The sequence below is a fragment of the Streptomyces sp. NPDC002276 genome, from assembly GCF_053891435.1.
In genome coordinates, this window is record NZ_JBSFCQ010000012.1 from 118,174 (window position 1) to 132,534 (window position 14,361).

Consider the following 14,361-nt stretch of genomic DNA (forward strand, 5'->3'; position numbering starts at 1 on the left):
GCCCCACACCCTACGGCGCCGCCGGCTCCCGGCGTCTGCGGGTCATGTCCTGCGGGGTCGCCCGCAGGGCGAGGGCGCGGGGGTAGATCGCCTGGAGGAGGGGGCCCGTCATGGCGGTGGTCAGTACCGCCATGACCACCATCAGGGAGTACAACCGCCCGTCCAGGACGCCGAGTTGGCGGCCGACGCTCAGGATGATCAGTTCGGTGAGGCCGCGCGTGTTCATCAGGACGGCGAGGGCGGAGGCGATGCGCCGGTCGAGCCCGTTGGCGTAGGCGCCCGTGTACGCGCCGACGAGCTTGCCGCCCACCGCCACCAGGAGGATCAGCGCCAACTCGCCGAGGTCGGACCAGCCGAGTTGGGACAGGTCCACCTGGAGACCGGCGACCAGGAAGAACACGGGGAGCAGCAGCACGTTGTTCACGAGCCCGACCCGTTCGCTCAGATCGGCCCGGAGCCGCTCCGATCCCGAGCGCGGGACGACCGCCCCGAACAGGAACGCCCCGAAGATGAAGTGCAGCCCCATCCACTCGGTCGCGGCCCCCGACAGCAGCAGCCCGGCGAACGCGGTGGCCAGCAGGACCGCCGTCGGTTGCGCGACCGCCCCCGGCCTCTTCAACAGCCGCCCCAGCAGCAGCCGTACGGGGTAGAGCATCAGCAGCAGATACGGCGGGAACAGCAGCGCCCGCTCGGGGTTCCCGCCCGGCGCGACGATGGCCACCACCACGGCCAGCAGCGACCAGGCCAGCACGTCGGCGAGGGCGGCGCAGCACAGCGCCAGCGCGCCGAGCGGGGTGCGGTCCAGGTTCCGGTCGGCGAGGATCCGGGCCAGCACCGGGAACGCGGTGATGGACATCGCGGCGCCCATGAAGAGGACGAAGCCCAGATGGTCGGGGCTGGGATGGCCGCCCAGGAGATGGACACCGAGCGCCATGCCCAGGCCGCACGGCAGCAGCAGCGAGGCCAGTGACACGGAGACGGCGATGCGGCCGGTGCCGCGCACCATCCCGCGGTCGAACTCCAGGCCCACCAGGAACATGAAGACGGCGACTCCGACATCGGCCAGCGCGCTCAGGAACGGCCGGATGTCGGTCGGCAGCAGCGCGCGCGGGACCGCGCCGTCGAACAGGGTCGGGCCGAGCAGGATGCCGGCCAGGATCTCACCGACGACCGGAGGCTGCCCGAGCCTGCGCGCGAGCGCCCCGAACAGCGCCGCGGCGACGATGACGACGGCCAGCCCGGCCAGTAACGCGGATGCTTGCGAGGAGGTCATGGCGCGGTGGACTCCTTGTGCCGGGGGCGCCGCGACGGGAGTTGGGGGTACCGCGACGCCGGGGCCCTCGTTCGGCCCGGACGAAATCGTGCCACCTCGGGCCGAAGCGACGGTGCCGGTTCTCCGACGGCATCGGTACTGCGTTAACGGGATGGCGACGAGGGCTGAATCCGAGACCGAGGATTTCGTGAGCGGCACCTCGCTCTTCCTCTTCGAAAGCCCTGTGCAATTCACCGACCGACTAGGAGAAGTGGTCGGGGATTGGGCCAGTGGGATTGTTCTCGGGCGGCGCGGGCCGTCGCGCGCGGGCCGTCAACGCCCCGTCGTCGACGGCTCGTTGGGGAGGGCGGTTCTCGGTGGTCGGTCGGTGGTCGCGCGGAGCGTGGGCTCGTTGCGCAGGCGTACGAAGGTGATGGCCAGGGCGACCGCCTGGACGGCGGCGCAGCCCAGGACGGCTGTGCCGAGGTGGGCCGGCGGGGTGAGGGCGACGAGGATGCCGGCCAATGGGAACGGCAGCAGCAGGAGCAGCATGGTCAGGGAGAGCGTGGTGCCGAAGGCCGTGGCCGGGATGACCAGGGAGCGCAGGGTGCGCAGCACGACGGTGAGGCCGCCGTCGCCCGCCATGAACAGCGCGACGAGGACCGTGTAGGCGGCGTAGGACGGGGCCTGCGGGAGAGCCAGGCAGGCCGCCGAGGCGAAGGTCGCGCACACGACCCCGACGCCCCACAGGTCGAGTCGGCTCAGTGCGAGGCGGCAGCAGGTGACCGCCAGCAGGGTCGTCGCCGCGGCGGCGGACCACAGGGTGCCGACGTCGGCGGAGGAGCGGCCGAAGTTCTCCACCACGATCACGGGGCTGGCCGACTGGAGCAGACCGAGGGCGAGATTGGAACAGGCCAGGCCCGCCACCAGCCAGCGCAGCGCGGGCAGTTTGCGCAGCATGCGCAGCCCGGTCCGCAGCCCGCTCGGTGTCCGTTCGCCGTCCGGCCGCGCGGAGCGCAGCGGGGTGGGCGGGGTCTGTAGACCGAGCACGGCGGCCAGCAGGGACAGCGCGGTCAGACACCCGAGCATCCAGCCCGGTCCCACCAGCAGCAGGAAGCCCGCGAGCAGGGGGCCGACCAGCATGGCGGTCTGGTCGATGCCGATGAGGACCGACTGCACTCCGTGCGGCCGGTGTTGGGCCCGCCGGGTGACGATCGCGCCCACCGCCTCGTTGGCCACGAAACTGAACTGGGTGAGCGTGCCGGTCACCGCGGCCAGCACCAGCACGGTCACCGTCTCCGCGGTGCCGCGCGGCAGTACGGCGAGTGTGACCGCCGCCCCGGCCAGCACCAGGGCCCGCAGCAGCGAGGCCAGGAAGCAGACGATGGCCGCGCCGCGCCGGTCGACCACATTGCCGGCCAGCACGAACGCGGCGATCCGGGGCGTCCACTCCAGCGCGAACGCCAGGCCCGTGAGCGACGGGGACCGGGTGATGGTCAGGACGAGGAGCGGCATGGCGTACGTCGACATGGAGAACGCCAGGGCGTCACTGGTGCGGGGTGCGTAGATCCGTCGAAAGAGACTGCCGGACGGAACGGCTGCATGGCGACCGGCGGGCGGCCGGTCCTCGTGCAGGGTCATGGCCACGGAGGGGAGGGCTTTCGGTGAGGCGTATCACGGAGAGGGAAACGGGCGGCCCCCGCCCACGGCGAAAGGAATTCGCGGGAGGCGGGGGGCAGGGTAAAACGCCTACGGGCAACGGCAGTTGAGGCGTGAAATATATCGTAGCCAAGGGGTTCGGCATATCCCGAGCGCACATCTCCGCACATCTCCGCACGGTCTCCGCAAGGGATTCGTGACATTTCCGCTGCCGAAATCGGAAGTGTCCGCAGATTCATGGCCCCGGGGCCGCGAGGTTCAAACACGTCGACGGCGTCACCACCCCGCTCACCCCGCTCACCGCGCTGGTGCTCTGCCTGGTGTACGCGGCCGTCGTCCTCGTCCCCGCGTTCATCCTCACCGACCGACGCGACCCCTGAGATCGCCCCAACTCGCTTCCCCACCACAGCACTTCACGGAGGCCACCATGTCCCACACCACCTACAACCCGCAGCGGTCCGCGGTGGGCGTCGTCCTCGACAACCGTCCGTCGTACGTCAGTTTCGGCCTCGCCTGGCTCGTCGTGGGGCTTCTCTACCTCGCCGGAGGCGCCGTCTGCCGCGACCGCCTCCCGTACGTCCTCGGCACCTGGCTCGCCCTCACCTCCTCCGCCGCGCTCTTCCTCCACGGCGCGACCCTGTACTGGGTGCTCGCCCTCGCGGGCGGCGGCCACCGGCACCACGCCGGTGGCCGCCGCTCCACGTCCCGCTAGTAGCCGTGCCCAGCCTTCTTCACCTTGCGGGAGACCGTGAACCGGTCGACCTCCGCGCCGGTCGCGGCCAGCGCCCGCACCGTGAGCGTCGTCGTACGGCCGGGCGTCGCGGGGGCGACGTCGACGCGGATGAACGAGTAACCGGTGTAGCGGACCCGGGACCAGTCGACGTTCTCGGTGACCTTGCCGTCCTTGCCCGTCCAGTACGTCGGCACCGAGTCGATCGCGTCCTCGTGCCCCTCGTAGCTGTCGGCCACCGGGAAGCTGTACACGCTCTCGCCGCCCGCGCCCGCCGTCACGTACACCACACCGCCATTGGCCGGTTCGTGGGTGCCGCCGATCGGCAGGGTCCGTACGGCCTTGTCCTGGACGACCGGGTCGGTGCGCTCGTAGACGTGGTTGTGGCCGTTGACCACCAGGTCCACCTGGTGCTTCTCGTACAGCGGCACCCACTGCTCGCGCACCCCGCCCTCCGAGGCGTGCGAGCTGGTGGTGGAGAAGGCGCAGTGGTGGTGGAAGACGACGATGAAGTCGACGTCCGTACGGGCGCGCAGTTCACCGAGCCGCTTGTCGAGCCAGGCGGTCTGCTTGCCCGCGGTGTAGTTGATGTTCGCGGGGATCTCGTACGACACGTCGTTCGCGTCGACCGAGACCACACCCACGTTGCCGTGGACGAAGGAGTAGACCCCGGGAGCTGACGTGGCGTCAAACCCGTTGCCGGGCAGGGTGAATCGGGCCTCGTTGCCGCCGTACCCGTTGGGGGAGTACCAGGACTCCATGTCGTGGTTGCCGAACGCCACCATCCACGGCACCCGGCTGGAGAGCGGTTCGATCTGCGCCAGGAACGAATCCCATTGGCGGGCGTCGTAGTTGCTCGCGTCGCCGGGCAGCCCGTGGCCGGTCTCCTCGGCGTAGCAGATGTCGCCCGCGTGCAGGTGGAAGGCCGGACTCTGCGCCTGGACAAGGGCGTTGAGGCCGATCGAGGTGTAACTCGGGTTCTGGTCACCGAAGGCGGTGAACGTGAACGGCCGGGTGCTGTGCGTGCGGGGCGCGGTGGTGAAGGAGTAGATCGTGTGCGCGGCGCCCGGGTCGGCGGGGTCGAAGCCGTCGTGGCCGACGCCGTAGTAGTACGTCGTGTCGGGGCTCAGGTTGTCCAGCGCCGCGTGCACGTAGTACTGGTCGATGTCGGCGCTCTTGCCGATGCCGGCCGGTGTGAACAGGTCGCGCACCTCCGCCGGTATGCGGTGGCTCAGGTCGAGGGGACTTCTGCCGATCCGCAGGAACGGCTTGCTCACCGGCAGCGGCACCTGCCACGACACCCGCATCTGGGTCCGGGGATCGGCGCCGTAGGCCAGGTGCCGGCCGAACGGCGCGACCAGCGAACCGTGCACGGTGGACGTGGCCGAGGCCGGCACCAGCGTGGGCGTGGCCGCCGCGGCGACACCCCCGCCGCCCGCGAGGGCGACACCGGTGGCGGCGACCGCGCCACCGCGCAGCAGACCGCGGCGGGAGAAGGCGCGGCGGAGGTACTCGTGTTGCTCGGGCATGCTCAGGGTGTCGGCGAGCCGGTCGGGGAGGCCCATGCGAGGAGTGTTCATGGGCGCGACGCTGGCAGCGCCGGTTGAACGACCGATTGCCGCCTGCCCATGGACTGGCCATATCCCGCCCATCGCCTGGCTTGTCTCCTACGCCTCGGATGTCCCGAGCGGCCGGGTGAAGTGCCGGGCCCCGGCCAGCACGAACAGCGCCAGGGCGGCCGGTGTCGCGTACGCGAGCCGGAACTCGCCGGTGGAACCGAGCAGTCCGCTCACCGCGCCACCGGTGAGGACGCCCGCGTAGTTGAAGAGGTTCAGCCGGGCCAGGACCGTCTCCGAGGCGGCCGGGCGCAATCGCGCGGCGGAGGCCAGACACAGCGGGGCCAGCACCGACGCCCCCAGGCCCACCACCCCGGCCGCGAGCACGGCGAACGGCCAGCTCGGCGCCACGGCCATGCCCGCCAGCGCAACCGCCACCACCAGGGCCGCCGTGCGCACGACGGCGACGGTCCCGACCCGCTGCACCAGCCGGTCCACGCTCGCGCGGCCGACGACCGTGCCGGCCTGGTACGCCGCGTACGCCATCGGCGCGACCGTGAGCGACGCGGCGAGGGTCCCCCGCAGATAGACCGCCGACCAGGCGGAGACCGTCGAGTCCACGACGTAGACGACGAGCAGGACCAGCCCGAAGGGGAGCAGCCGCAGCCACAGCCGACGCCCCAACGGCGGTTGCGCGGACGGCTCTTGGACGGAGGGAAGGACGTGCGTGCGCAGACAGCAGGCGACGAGCAGCAGGATGCCCGCCTGCACGGCCAGGCCGTCGCCCACGGGCCGGTCGAGCCGGGCCGCGCCGGCGGTGAGCAGGGCCGCGAGCACACCGCCCACGCTCCACGCCGTGTAGAACGAGCCGAAGACGCTGCGGCCGTAGGCGTGCTCGATCGTGGCGGCCCGGGAGTTGATCCCGACGTCGAGGCCGCCCACCGCGAGCCCGAAGAGGACGTACGCGCAGACCGTGGTCTGCGGGCCGGGCGCCTGTCCGATCAGCGTGAGCGCGACGGCGGCCGTGAGCAGGGCGCCGCGCATCGTGGCGACCGGACCGGCGACGCGGACCGCGGCCAGCCCGAGAAAGCTGCCGAACCCGGCCGCCAGGGCGACCGCGACCAGCGTGGCGGTCGTCAGGAGCGGAGACAGCCCCTGGTGCTCGGTGACCGCGGGGACGGTCGTGTACACGGCGGCGACGGACACACCCTGAGCGGCGAACGCGAGCGTCGCCACCCTCCGGGCGCCCGCCCTGGCGGCGCGACGCCCGCTCTCTGCCCGGTCTGGAGCGCTGACTGACATGCAGGGACCGTAGGCGGGCGGTGCGGGTCGGACGCAGGACGCCGGGGGCCGTTGAGGGGACTCCGGCGGCCAGGGCCTCCGACCGGTGCGGTCCGGGTGCTTACGGTGGTCGCCCACGAGGAGGTGAGTGCGATGTTCCCCGATCCCGCCCCGGCGGACCCGCACGGGACCAGCCGCAGCACATCGGCGACGATCCAGCCGAACATCCTGCGCTATCTCGTCACCGTCACCGACGAACGCGGCATCGATCTGCGGCCCCTGCTGAGCCAGGTCGGCCTGGACGAGACGCTGATGCGGTCCGCTGCGCTACGGGTGTCGTATCGGCAGGGCAGCGCGGTGATCCGGCGCGCGGTGGAACTCACCGGGGACGAGCGGCTGGGCCTGAAGGTCGGCGCGGCACAGCACCTCACCGCGTGGGGCCTGCTCGGCTTCGCGCTGCTGGCCGCCGACACCCTGCGCCACGCCATCGAGACCGGCGTGAGCTACCAGAACATCTCCGGCGCGATGACCGTGTGGTCGACCGGCGTGGACGAGGACGGCGCCTTCGTCCTGCGCGCCGACCTCCCCGATCCCGCCGTCGACCCGAGCGTGGCCTCCTTCCTCATCGAGGAGGGGCTCGCCTCCGTGGTCACCGTGTCCCGACTGGCCGTCGGACCGGACTTCGCGCCGCGCGTGGTGGAGTTCTCCGCCCCGCCACCCCGTCAACACGCCCTGTACGACGCCGTGTTCGGCTGCCCGGTCCGCTTCCGCGCCCCCGCCGACCGCATCGTCATCGACCCCGCGTGGGCCCGCGCCCCGATGCCCGGCCGCGACCCGGTGACGTACGCCTCGACCCTGGAGACACTCGACGCCCAACTCGCCTCCCGCACCGGGCAACAGGACCTCCTCGAAGTGCTGGAGGTGTCCGTCGCGCAGAGCCTCCCGGTGATCCCGTCCTTCGGCGAACAGGCACGACGGCACGCGACCAGCGAGCGCACGCTGCGCCGCCGACTGGCCGACTGCGGCACCACCTACGAGGCACTGGCCGAGGGCGTACGCCGGGAACGCGTCGAACAGCTGCTGCTGCGCCCGGAGTTGACCCTGCGTGACATCGCCCACCGGGCGGGCTTCTCCGACGAACGCGCCCTGCGCCGCGCGGTACGCCGCTGGCACGGTACCTCGCCGGTCCAGTTGCGGGAGCGGCTGCTCCGGGCGGCGGCGCACCGCGAATGACGGGTCAACGGGTGCGGATCCAGACCGTCTTCTCCCGCGTCCACTGGTCGAAGGCGTTCGTCGACTTCTCCGTGCCGCCGAACCCGGACTGCTTCCAGCCGCCGAACGGGGTGGTGATGTCCCCCTCGCTGTAGGAGTTGACGGAGACCACCCCCGCTTCGATGCCACGGGCCAGCCGCAGCGCGGTGTCGAGATCGCGGGTCCACACGGAGGCGGCGAGCCCGTACTCGCCGGCGTTCGCCATCCGTACCGCCTCCTCCTCGGCGGCGAAGGTCTCGACGGTGACCACGGGACCGAACAACTCCCTTGTGAGTACGGCGCTTTCGGCGGGGGCGCGAGTGATCACGGTGGGCGGGTAGTAGGCGCCGTGCGCGGGGAGCCCGTGGGGGAGTCCCGCCGTGTGGATCTGGGCCCCGGCCGCGCGGGCGGCGTCGACGGCGCCCGCCACCCGGTCGAAGGCGGCGCGGTCGATGAGCGGCCCCTGCTGGGTCCGCGGGTCGGCAGGATCGCCGACGACGAGGTTCCGTGCCGCCGCCGTGAACCGTTCCACGACCTCCTCGGCGATGCTCCGGTGCACCAACACCCTTGATCCGGCAGTGCAGTTCTGCCCCATGGTCAGGAACGCGGCCTCGATCATGTCGTCGATCAGCTCGTCGCCGTAGGAGAGCGCGTCGGCCATCAGGACCTGGGGGCTCTTGCCGCCCATCTCCAGGGAGACGCGTTTGAAGTTGCTGTCGGCGGCTGCCCTGAGGATGAGGCGGCCGGTGGCGGTGGAGCCGGTGAAGGAGAGGGCCCGGACGAGGGGGTCATGGGCGAGGGCGGCGCCGGTTTCCGCGCCGTGGCCCGGCAGTACCGTGAGCACGCCGTCGGGCAGACCGGCCTCGGTGGCGAGGGCGGCGAGGTGGAGGGCCGAGCGCGGGGTGGCCTCGGCGGGCTTCACCAGGAGACAGTTACCGGCTGCCAGCGCGGGGCCGACCTTCCAACTGGCCATCGCCAGCGGGTAGTTCCACGGCAGGATCGCCGCGCCGACACCGACCGGCTCGCGGCCGACGAGACCGAGCGCGTCGGACCCGCCCGGCGCGATCCGGCCGAAGACCTTGTCGGCCGCCTCGGCGAACCAGCGGACCGCCTCGACCGCCCCCGGCACATCTCCCGTACGGCACTCCGTGATCGGCTTGCCCGCGTCCTCGCTGTCGAGCCGGGCGAGGAGTTCGGCGTCCCGTTCCATCAGGTCGGCCAGCCGGAGCAGTACGGCACTGCGGGCGCGGATCGGCAGCCGCGACCACACCCCTGATTCGTAGGTGAGTCGGGCCCGCTGGGCGGCCTTGGTGACGTCGTCGGCGCTCGCGGCGGGCAGGGTGGTGAGCGGCTCGCCGGTGGCCGGGTTGACGACGGTCAGCGTCTCATTCCTGGTCATGCCTCCTCCACCAACTCCCAGCGCCCGTCGGTCTGTCGGGCCAGTCCGCGACTGCGGAGTTCCTCCAGATAGCGGGCCATGCCGCGGTCGCCGCGCCTGCGGAACAGGGGGAAGATCCTGGGCAGCAGGTTCGGGACGAGCATCGCGCACCGGACCAGACGGGACTCGCCGGACCGGGGATAGGCCTCAAGACGTGGCCTGTCCAGCAGGCTCACCACGGCCGCGACGACGTTCGCCGGCTGCTGCGGCCGGTCCTGGAACTGCATCGAGTTGCCGCCGTCCACGGCCTCCTGGCGCAGCATCCGGGTGTCCGTCGCCGAGGGCAGCACCGACCCCGCCAGAATGCCCCTGCCGCGCAGATCAAGACCGATGGCGAGCATCGCGCCGCGCAACCCGAACTTGGACGCCGTGTAGATCGGGGTCTCGCCCAGCGGAAAGATCCCGCCCAGCGACACCGTGGTGACCACCCGGGCGTCCCGCGAGGCCTTCAGCAGCGGGATCGCGATCCGGGTGGCGACCAGCGGTGAGGTCAGATTGAGGGTGATCTCCTGCTCGATGCTCTCGACACTGCGCGCGTCGAAGCGCTCCGAACTGGTCATGCCCACGTTGTTCACCAGCACGTCGAGTCGGCCGTGCGCCTCGCCTACCCGCTCGAACAGCCCCTCCAGCTGGGCGCGTTGGGTCAGATCGCAGCCGATGCCCGAGTGTCCGGCGCCGGGCAGCGCGGCGGCCACCTTTTCGGCACGGGCCCCGTCGATGTCGACGACGACACAGAGCGCGCCGCCCGCCGCGAAACGTCGGCACAGCGCACTGCCGATACCGCCCGCGCCACCGGTCACCAGCACGACCTTGTCGGTGAAGTCGAACCGCCTCATGCCGCCGTCCCCACCCGTCGCGGGGAGCGCACCGGCGGCGCCTGGCCCTCGGTGCGCCAGCCCAGCTGCCGGGCCACCTTGCCGAGGTGCTTCACGAACGCCCCGCTGTCGACGTAACCGGTGTGCCGGGGCGAGGCGACGAACTTCAGCCCGCCGGACAGATCCGGCCGGTCGGCGCGGATCATCCGCGTGAACCGTTCCGCGTTTGCCAGCCCGTGCCGCGCGTCGTGCAGATACCCGGCGATCAACTGCGCCTGCATGTCGAAGAGTTGGTACGCCCCGGCGTTGGTCTCGACGAACCCGATCCCGAACAGGCCCCGGTGCTCGCGCGAGAACGACGACAGATACAGATCGGGATGCTGCTCGTCGCCGAAGTACCGCTGCGCGACCGGGACTTTGTGGACGAAGCCCGTGGCCAACAGGATGAGGTCGAAGTCGTCGCTCGTGCCGTCCGTGAAGTGCACGGTGCTGCCCTCGGCGCGGGCGATGCCGGGCCGGGCGGTGATGTCGCCGTGCTGGAGGTGGTGGATCAGCATCGAGTTGATGGCCGGATGCGTCTCGAACAGCCTGTGGTCCGGCTTCTGTAGCCCCAGCCGCGTCGGATCGCCGTTGACGATCCGCAGCAGACCGCCGAAGACGCGCTGCGCCAGCCACATCGGCAGGTGCGGACCGCTGTTGGCGATGGTGTCCACCGGTTGCCCGAACAGATGCTTGGGGATGAACCAGTAGCCGCGCCGCATGCTGATCACCGCACGGTCGGCCGCTCGGGCCGCGTCGCACGCGATGTCACAGCCGGAGTTCCCCGCACCCACGACCAGCACCCGCTTGCCGCGCAGCTCCTCCGCGCTGCGGTACCCGACCGTGTGCCGTATCTCCCCACTGAACTTCCCAGGAATGTCAGGGATGTTGGGGTGCCACTGCGAGCCCGTGCACACCACGACCTGCCCGTGCAGACTCTCCCGCCCGTCGGTCCGGACGACCGTCCAGGTGCCGTCCGCGTTCTTCTCGACGCTCGCGACCCCGACGCCGAACTCGATCCGGTCCGTCAGCCCGTAGGCGTCGGCGAAGGACCGCAGATACGACAGGATCTGCCGGTGCGGCGGATAGTCCGCGAAGTGATCGGGCATGGGGAAGCCGCTGAAGCCCGACAGGGTCCGGCTGGAGATGAAGTGCGCCGACTCGTACATCGGCCCGCCCGGATTCTCGATGTCCCAGATCCCGCCGACCCCGGTGTGCCGCTCCAGCTGCGTGTACGGCAGCTTCCGCTCCATCAGCGCCCTGGCGACCGCCAGCCCGGCGGGCCCCGCCCCGATCACACACGTGTCCAACTGGCTTTCCGTCACGAGCCTGCCTCCTCGGTCGTCCCGTTTCACGGGTGGTGGAGGAAACGTATGCACCCGCTGTCCTGCGGGAACTGACCCGCGCGGCCAGGGACCGGACCCCGGCGGCCGGGACAACTGACCGTGCTGGATACGGATGGGACGGGTGGGAACTCCGGGCCGTGACGGGCCGTTGCCCAAATACCGGGCCTTGGCGTGGAGTTGAAGAAGATTTCACCTCAGTCCCAGGGCTCGCCCGAGTCGCCGAGTTCGCCCGACCGCACCCGACCTCACTCGTCCCCGGAGGCCCGAACGATGACCCGGAACCACCCCCAGCCCAGCCGACGCGCCGCCTTACTCGGCGGCGCCGCCCTGACCGCCCTCGCCATCACGACCGGCACCGGCACCGGCACGGCACACGCCAACTCGTCCTCCCCGGCGGCCAGTTGGCCGACGGAGTTCCCGCTGCCCAACGGCTGGCTCCCCGAGGGCATCGCCATCGGTAGCAGGCCGTACGCCTACCTGGGCTCCCGCGCCAACGGCGCCATCTACCGCACCGACCTGCGCACCGGCGCGGGCAAGGTCCTCTCCGAGGGCGCCACCGGCCTGGTCTCCGTCGGGCTGAAGCTCGACCACGACGGCCTGTTGTACGTCGCCGGCAGCACCGGAGCCGCGCGAGTCGTCGACTCCCGCACCGGCGAGATCCTGACGACCTATCAACTCACCCCCACCACCGGCCACTTCATCAACGACATCACCCTGCTCGGCGACCGCGCCTGGTTCACCGACTCCCTCGACGCCGTGCTCTACGGCGTCCCCCGCGGCCGTACGGGCGAGGTCACCGCCCTGCCGCTCACCGGCGACTGGGTGCAGACGCCCGGGGTGAACAACGCGAACGGCATCGTCGGCACTCCGGACGGCCACGGCCTCATCGTCGTCAGCAGCAGCCCCGGCAAGCTCTACCGGGTGTCCCTCAGGACCGGCGCAGCCACCGAGATCGTCCTCAGCGGAGCCTCGGACGTGGTCAACGGCGACGGTCTGTTCCGGATCGGCCGGACGCTGTACGTCGTCCAGAACCGCCTGAACCGGATCAGCGTGTTCGACCTCGACGCCCAGGTCACCACCGCGACCCTGCGCAGCACGATCACCGACCCGCGCTTCGACGTGCCCACGACCGCCGCCCGCTTCGGCAACCGGCTCTATCTGGTCAACGCCCGCTTCACCACCCCGCAGACGCCCGACACGACGTTCACCGCCGTCGCCGTGTCGATCTGACGCGACAGCGGGCGGGGCTCCCTTCGCAGCTCTTCGCGAAGGGAGCCCCGCCCATAGGTGAATCAGCGCGTCAGCGGTGCGGCGTCGGCTCAACTGCCGTCCCGACAGCCGCCGTTGCCGCGCCCGCGGTGTTCGCGCCGGCGACCGGAGTCGTCGTAGAAGCAGCGCTCTGCCGTGGGCGGAGCAGCAGCACGCAGACCAGTGCCGCGAGGAGTGTCAGCGCCCCGGCCACCACCAGGCACAGCCGCATGCCGTCCAGGAACGAGTCGCCGAGTGCGCCCAGCGCCCGGCCGGTGTTCACGCCGAGGTTCATATGGGCGACGGCGCCCAGGCCGCCGGCGTCGGCGGTCGCCACGATGCTGTGCTGCGTCGCGCCCGTCACTCCGGCGTCGGTGAGGTGGCCGGGCAGGGTGTCCAGCGCCTTGGTGGTGAGCAGGGCGCCCAGGACGGCCGGGCCGAGCGCGCCGCCGACCTGCCGGAACGCGTTGTTGCCGGCCGCGGCCATGCCCGCCTGCTGATACGGCACGGAGGCCACGGCGGTCGCGGTCATGGGCGTCAGGACGGTCCCGATGCCCAGGCCCAGCAGCGCCAGCCGCCAGGCGATGGACCCGAACGAGGTGTCGGCGTCGACGCCGGTCAGCGAGAACAGCGCGCCGGAGATGACGAGCAGACCCCCGGTGATCAGGACGCGCGGGGCGACCCGGTGCATGAGCCGCCCGACCGGCTGGCCGACCACGATCGCCGCCGCGGTGACCATGAGCAGCCGCCAGGCCGCCCCCAGCGTGTCGAGCTGCTGGACGAGGCCGAAGTACAGGCTGAGCAGGAAGAAGAAGCCGATCAGCGCCAGGAAGGTGATCATCGCGACCAGGGTGGTGGCGGTGAACGCCGGGCTGCGGAACAGCGTCAGATCCAGCATCGGGCTCTCGCTGCGCCGCTCCGCGAACACGAAGGCGACACCGGCGGCCACCGCCGTGAACAGGGCGACCATGACCTTGACGTCCGTGAAGGAACCGGCGCCGCCCTCGATCACGCCGTAGACGAGCGCGGTGATGGAGAGGGTCGCGGTCAACTGGCCGGGCCAGTCCAGCTTCCGGCCGTGCGGGGCCCGTGAGTCCGGGAGAAGGAGGGTCGCCACGCCCAGCGCGATCAGCGGGACGGGGACGGACAGCAGGTAGATCCAGCGCCACGAGGTGTGGTCGAGGATGACGCCCGCGATCAGTGGGCCGACGGCCAGCGCGGCCATGAGGGCCGTCGCCCACAGGCCGATGAACTTGCCGCGCTCCCGGTGGTCGGGCACCGCGTGGCTGATCAGCGCGAGGGTGGTGGGCAGCAGGGTCGCCGCGCCGAGACCGGCCAGGGCCTGGCCGATCCACAGCACCTGGACCGACTGCGCGCACAGCGCGACGGCGGCTCCGGCGGCGGCGAACAGCAGGCCCGCCTGGAACACCTTCTTGCGCCCGTGCACATCGCCGAAGACACCGGCGGTGAGGATGAACGCGGCCATGGGCAGCACGAACGCGTCCTGGACCCAGGACAGTTGGGCGGTCGACGCGTTGAGCGCCGCCTGGATGGCGGGCAGGCTCACGGCGACCGTGGTCACCGGCAAGTAGGCGACGAAGACGCCGAGGCAGGCCATGACGAGGGTGGCCGCCCGCCGGTCGGCCGTCCCGCTCGCCGGGGTCGTGACGTTCACGGAGAACTCTCCTTCTTGACTGCGGTGCCCTCGAACGGGCACGCGTCCCAGGATCGGCCCCGGCATCGACA

At 71.5% G+C, this 14,361-nt stretch carries 11 protein-coding genes; 3 read left to right on the forward strand and 8 right to left on the reverse strand.

The annotated features are described in order from the left end of the window. Window positions 1–10 precede the first annotated feature (10 nt). Together ACWIHT_RS28495 and ACWIHT_RS28500 are read right to left on the reverse strand one after the other, a co-directional pair. Window positions 11–1,273, reverse strand: coding sequence for a cation:proton antiporter (locus ACWIHT_RS28495; protein WP_456171143.1), 1,263 nt, complete (start codon window positions 1,271–1,273; stop codon window positions 11–13). Window positions 1,274–1,585: 312 nt separating this feature from the next. Beyond that, on the reverse strand, window positions 1,586–2,893 hold the full coding sequence (locus tag ACWIHT_RS28500) for an MFS transporter (RefSeq protein WP_456171144.1): 1,308 nt from the start codon (window positions 2,891–2,893) through the stop codon (window positions 1,586–1,588). 445 nt (window positions 2,894–3,338) lie between these two features. Here ACWIHT_RS28500 and ACWIHT_RS28505 point away from each other — a divergent pair, with 445 nt between their 5' ends. Then, window positions 3,339–3,623 (forward strand): hypothetical protein, encoded by a 285-nt coding sequence (locus tag ACWIHT_RS28505; RefSeq protein WP_456171145.1) that lies wholly within the window; start codon window positions 3,339–3,341, stop codon window positions 3,621–3,623. Here the strand turns inward: ACWIHT_RS28505 and ACWIHT_RS28510 are convergent. Next, on the reverse strand, window positions 3,620–5,221 hold the full coding sequence (locus ACWIHT_RS28510; protein WP_456171146.1) for a purple acid phosphatase family protein: 1,602 nt from the start codon (window positions 5,219–5,221) through the stop codon (window positions 3,620–3,622). The two genes, ACWIHT_RS28505 and ACWIHT_RS28510, sit on opposite strands and share 4 nt — an antisense overlap. An 87-nt stretch (window positions 5,222–5,308) precedes the next feature. Next, complete coding sequence (locus ACWIHT_RS28515; RefSeq protein WP_456171147.1) at window positions 5,309–6,499, reverse strand: MFS transporter; 1,191 nt, start codon at window positions 6,497–6,499, stop codon at window positions 5,309–5,311. A 132-nt stretch (window positions 6,500–6,631) separates the two neighbouring features. Here ACWIHT_RS28515 and ACWIHT_RS28520 point away from each other — a divergent pair, with 132 nt between their 5' ends. Then, window positions 6,632–7,711: an AraC family transcriptional regulator gene (locus ACWIHT_RS28520; RefSeq protein ID WP_456171148.1), complete on the forward strand. Its 1,080-nt coding sequence runs from the start codon at window positions 6,632–6,634 to the stop codon at window positions 7,709–7,711. A 4-nt stretch (window positions 7,712–7,715) separates the two neighbouring features. On the opposite strand, the gene ACWIHT_RS28525 is transcribed toward ACWIHT_RS28520, so the two are convergent. From ACWIHT_RS28525 to ACWIHT_RS28535, 3 genes are read right to left on the reverse strand one after another with little or no spacing between them, the layout of a single operon-like run. Next, window positions 7,716–9,128, reverse strand: a complete 1,413-nt coding sequence (locus tag ACWIHT_RS28525; RefSeq protein ID WP_456171149.1) for an aldehyde dehydrogenase family protein — start codon at window positions 9,126–9,128, stop codon at window positions 7,716–7,718. After that, window positions 9,125–10,003: an SDR family NAD(P)-dependent oxidoreductase gene (locus tag ACWIHT_RS28530; protein WP_456171150.1), complete on the reverse strand. Its 879-nt coding sequence runs from the start codon at window positions 10,001–10,003 to the stop codon at window positions 9,125–9,127. Before ACWIHT_RS28530 ends, ACWIHT_RS28525 begins: the two co-directional genes overlap by 4 nt. Beyond that, the gene (locus tag ACWIHT_RS28535; RefSeq protein WP_456171151.1) at window positions 10,000–11,346 is read right to left on the reverse strand and encodes a flavin-containing monooxygenase; all 1,347 of its coding nucleotides are present in this window, start codon (window positions 11,344–11,346) and stop codon (window positions 10,000–10,002) included. Before ACWIHT_RS28535 ends, ACWIHT_RS28530 begins: the two co-directional genes overlap by 4 nt. Window positions 11,347–11,637: 291 nt before the next feature. On the opposite strand from ACWIHT_RS28535, the gene ACWIHT_RS28540 reads away from it, so the two are divergent. Beyond that, on the forward strand, window positions 11,638–12,597 hold the full coding sequence (locus tag ACWIHT_RS28540; protein WP_456171152.1) for an SMP-30/gluconolactonase/LRE family protein: 960 nt from the start codon (window positions 11,638–11,640) through the stop codon (window positions 12,595–12,597). 70 nt (window positions 12,598–12,667) lie between these two features. Here the strand turns inward: ACWIHT_RS28540 and ACWIHT_RS28545 are convergent, their stop codons facing one another. After that, on the reverse strand, window positions 12,668–14,290 hold the full coding sequence (locus ACWIHT_RS28545) for an MFS transporter (RefSeq protein ID WP_456171153.1): 1,623 nt from the start codon (window positions 14,288–14,290) through the stop codon (window positions 12,668–12,670). Between the last annotated feature and the right edge of the window lie 71 nt (window positions 14,291–14,361).

Bases quoted from the DNA above. Each gene is read 5' to 3' on its own strand.
- ACWIHT_RS28530 (WP_456171150.1), bottom strand. From the start codon at position 10,003: ATGAGGCGGTTCGACTTCACCGACAAGGTCGTGCTGGTGACCGGTGGC.
- ACWIHT_RS28520 (WP_456171148.1), top strand. From the start codon at position 6,632: ATGTTCCCCGATCCCGCCCCGGCGGACCCGCACGGGACCAGCCGCAGC.
- ACWIHT_RS28515 (WP_456171147.1), bottom strand. From the start codon at position 6,499: ATGTCAGTCAGCGCTCCAGACCGGGCAGAGAGCGGGCGTCGCGCCGCC.
- ACWIHT_RS28510 (WP_456171146.1), bottom strand. From the start codon at position 5,221: ATGAACACTCCTCGCATGGGCCTCCCCGACCGGCTCGCCGACACCCTG.
- ACWIHT_RS28525 (WP_456171149.1), bottom strand. From the start codon at position 9,128: ATGACCAGGAATGAGACGCTGACCGTCGTCAACCCGGCCACCGGCGAG.
- ACWIHT_RS28500 (WP_456171144.1), bottom strand. From the start codon at position 2,893: ATGACCCTGCACGAGGACCGGCCGCCCGCCGGTCGCCATGCAGCCGTT.
- ACWIHT_RS28495 (WP_456171143.1), bottom strand. From the start codon at position 1,273: ATGACCTCCTCGCAAGCATCCGCGTTACTGGCCGGGCTGGCCGTCGTC.
- ACWIHT_RS28540 (WP_456171152.1), top strand. From the start codon at position 11,638: ATGACCCGGAACCACCCCCAGCCCAGCCGACGCGCCGCCTTACTCGGC.
- ACWIHT_RS28505 (WP_456171145.1), top strand. From the start codon at position 3,339: ATGTCCCACACCACCTACAACCCGCAGCGGTCCGCGGTGGGCGTCGTC.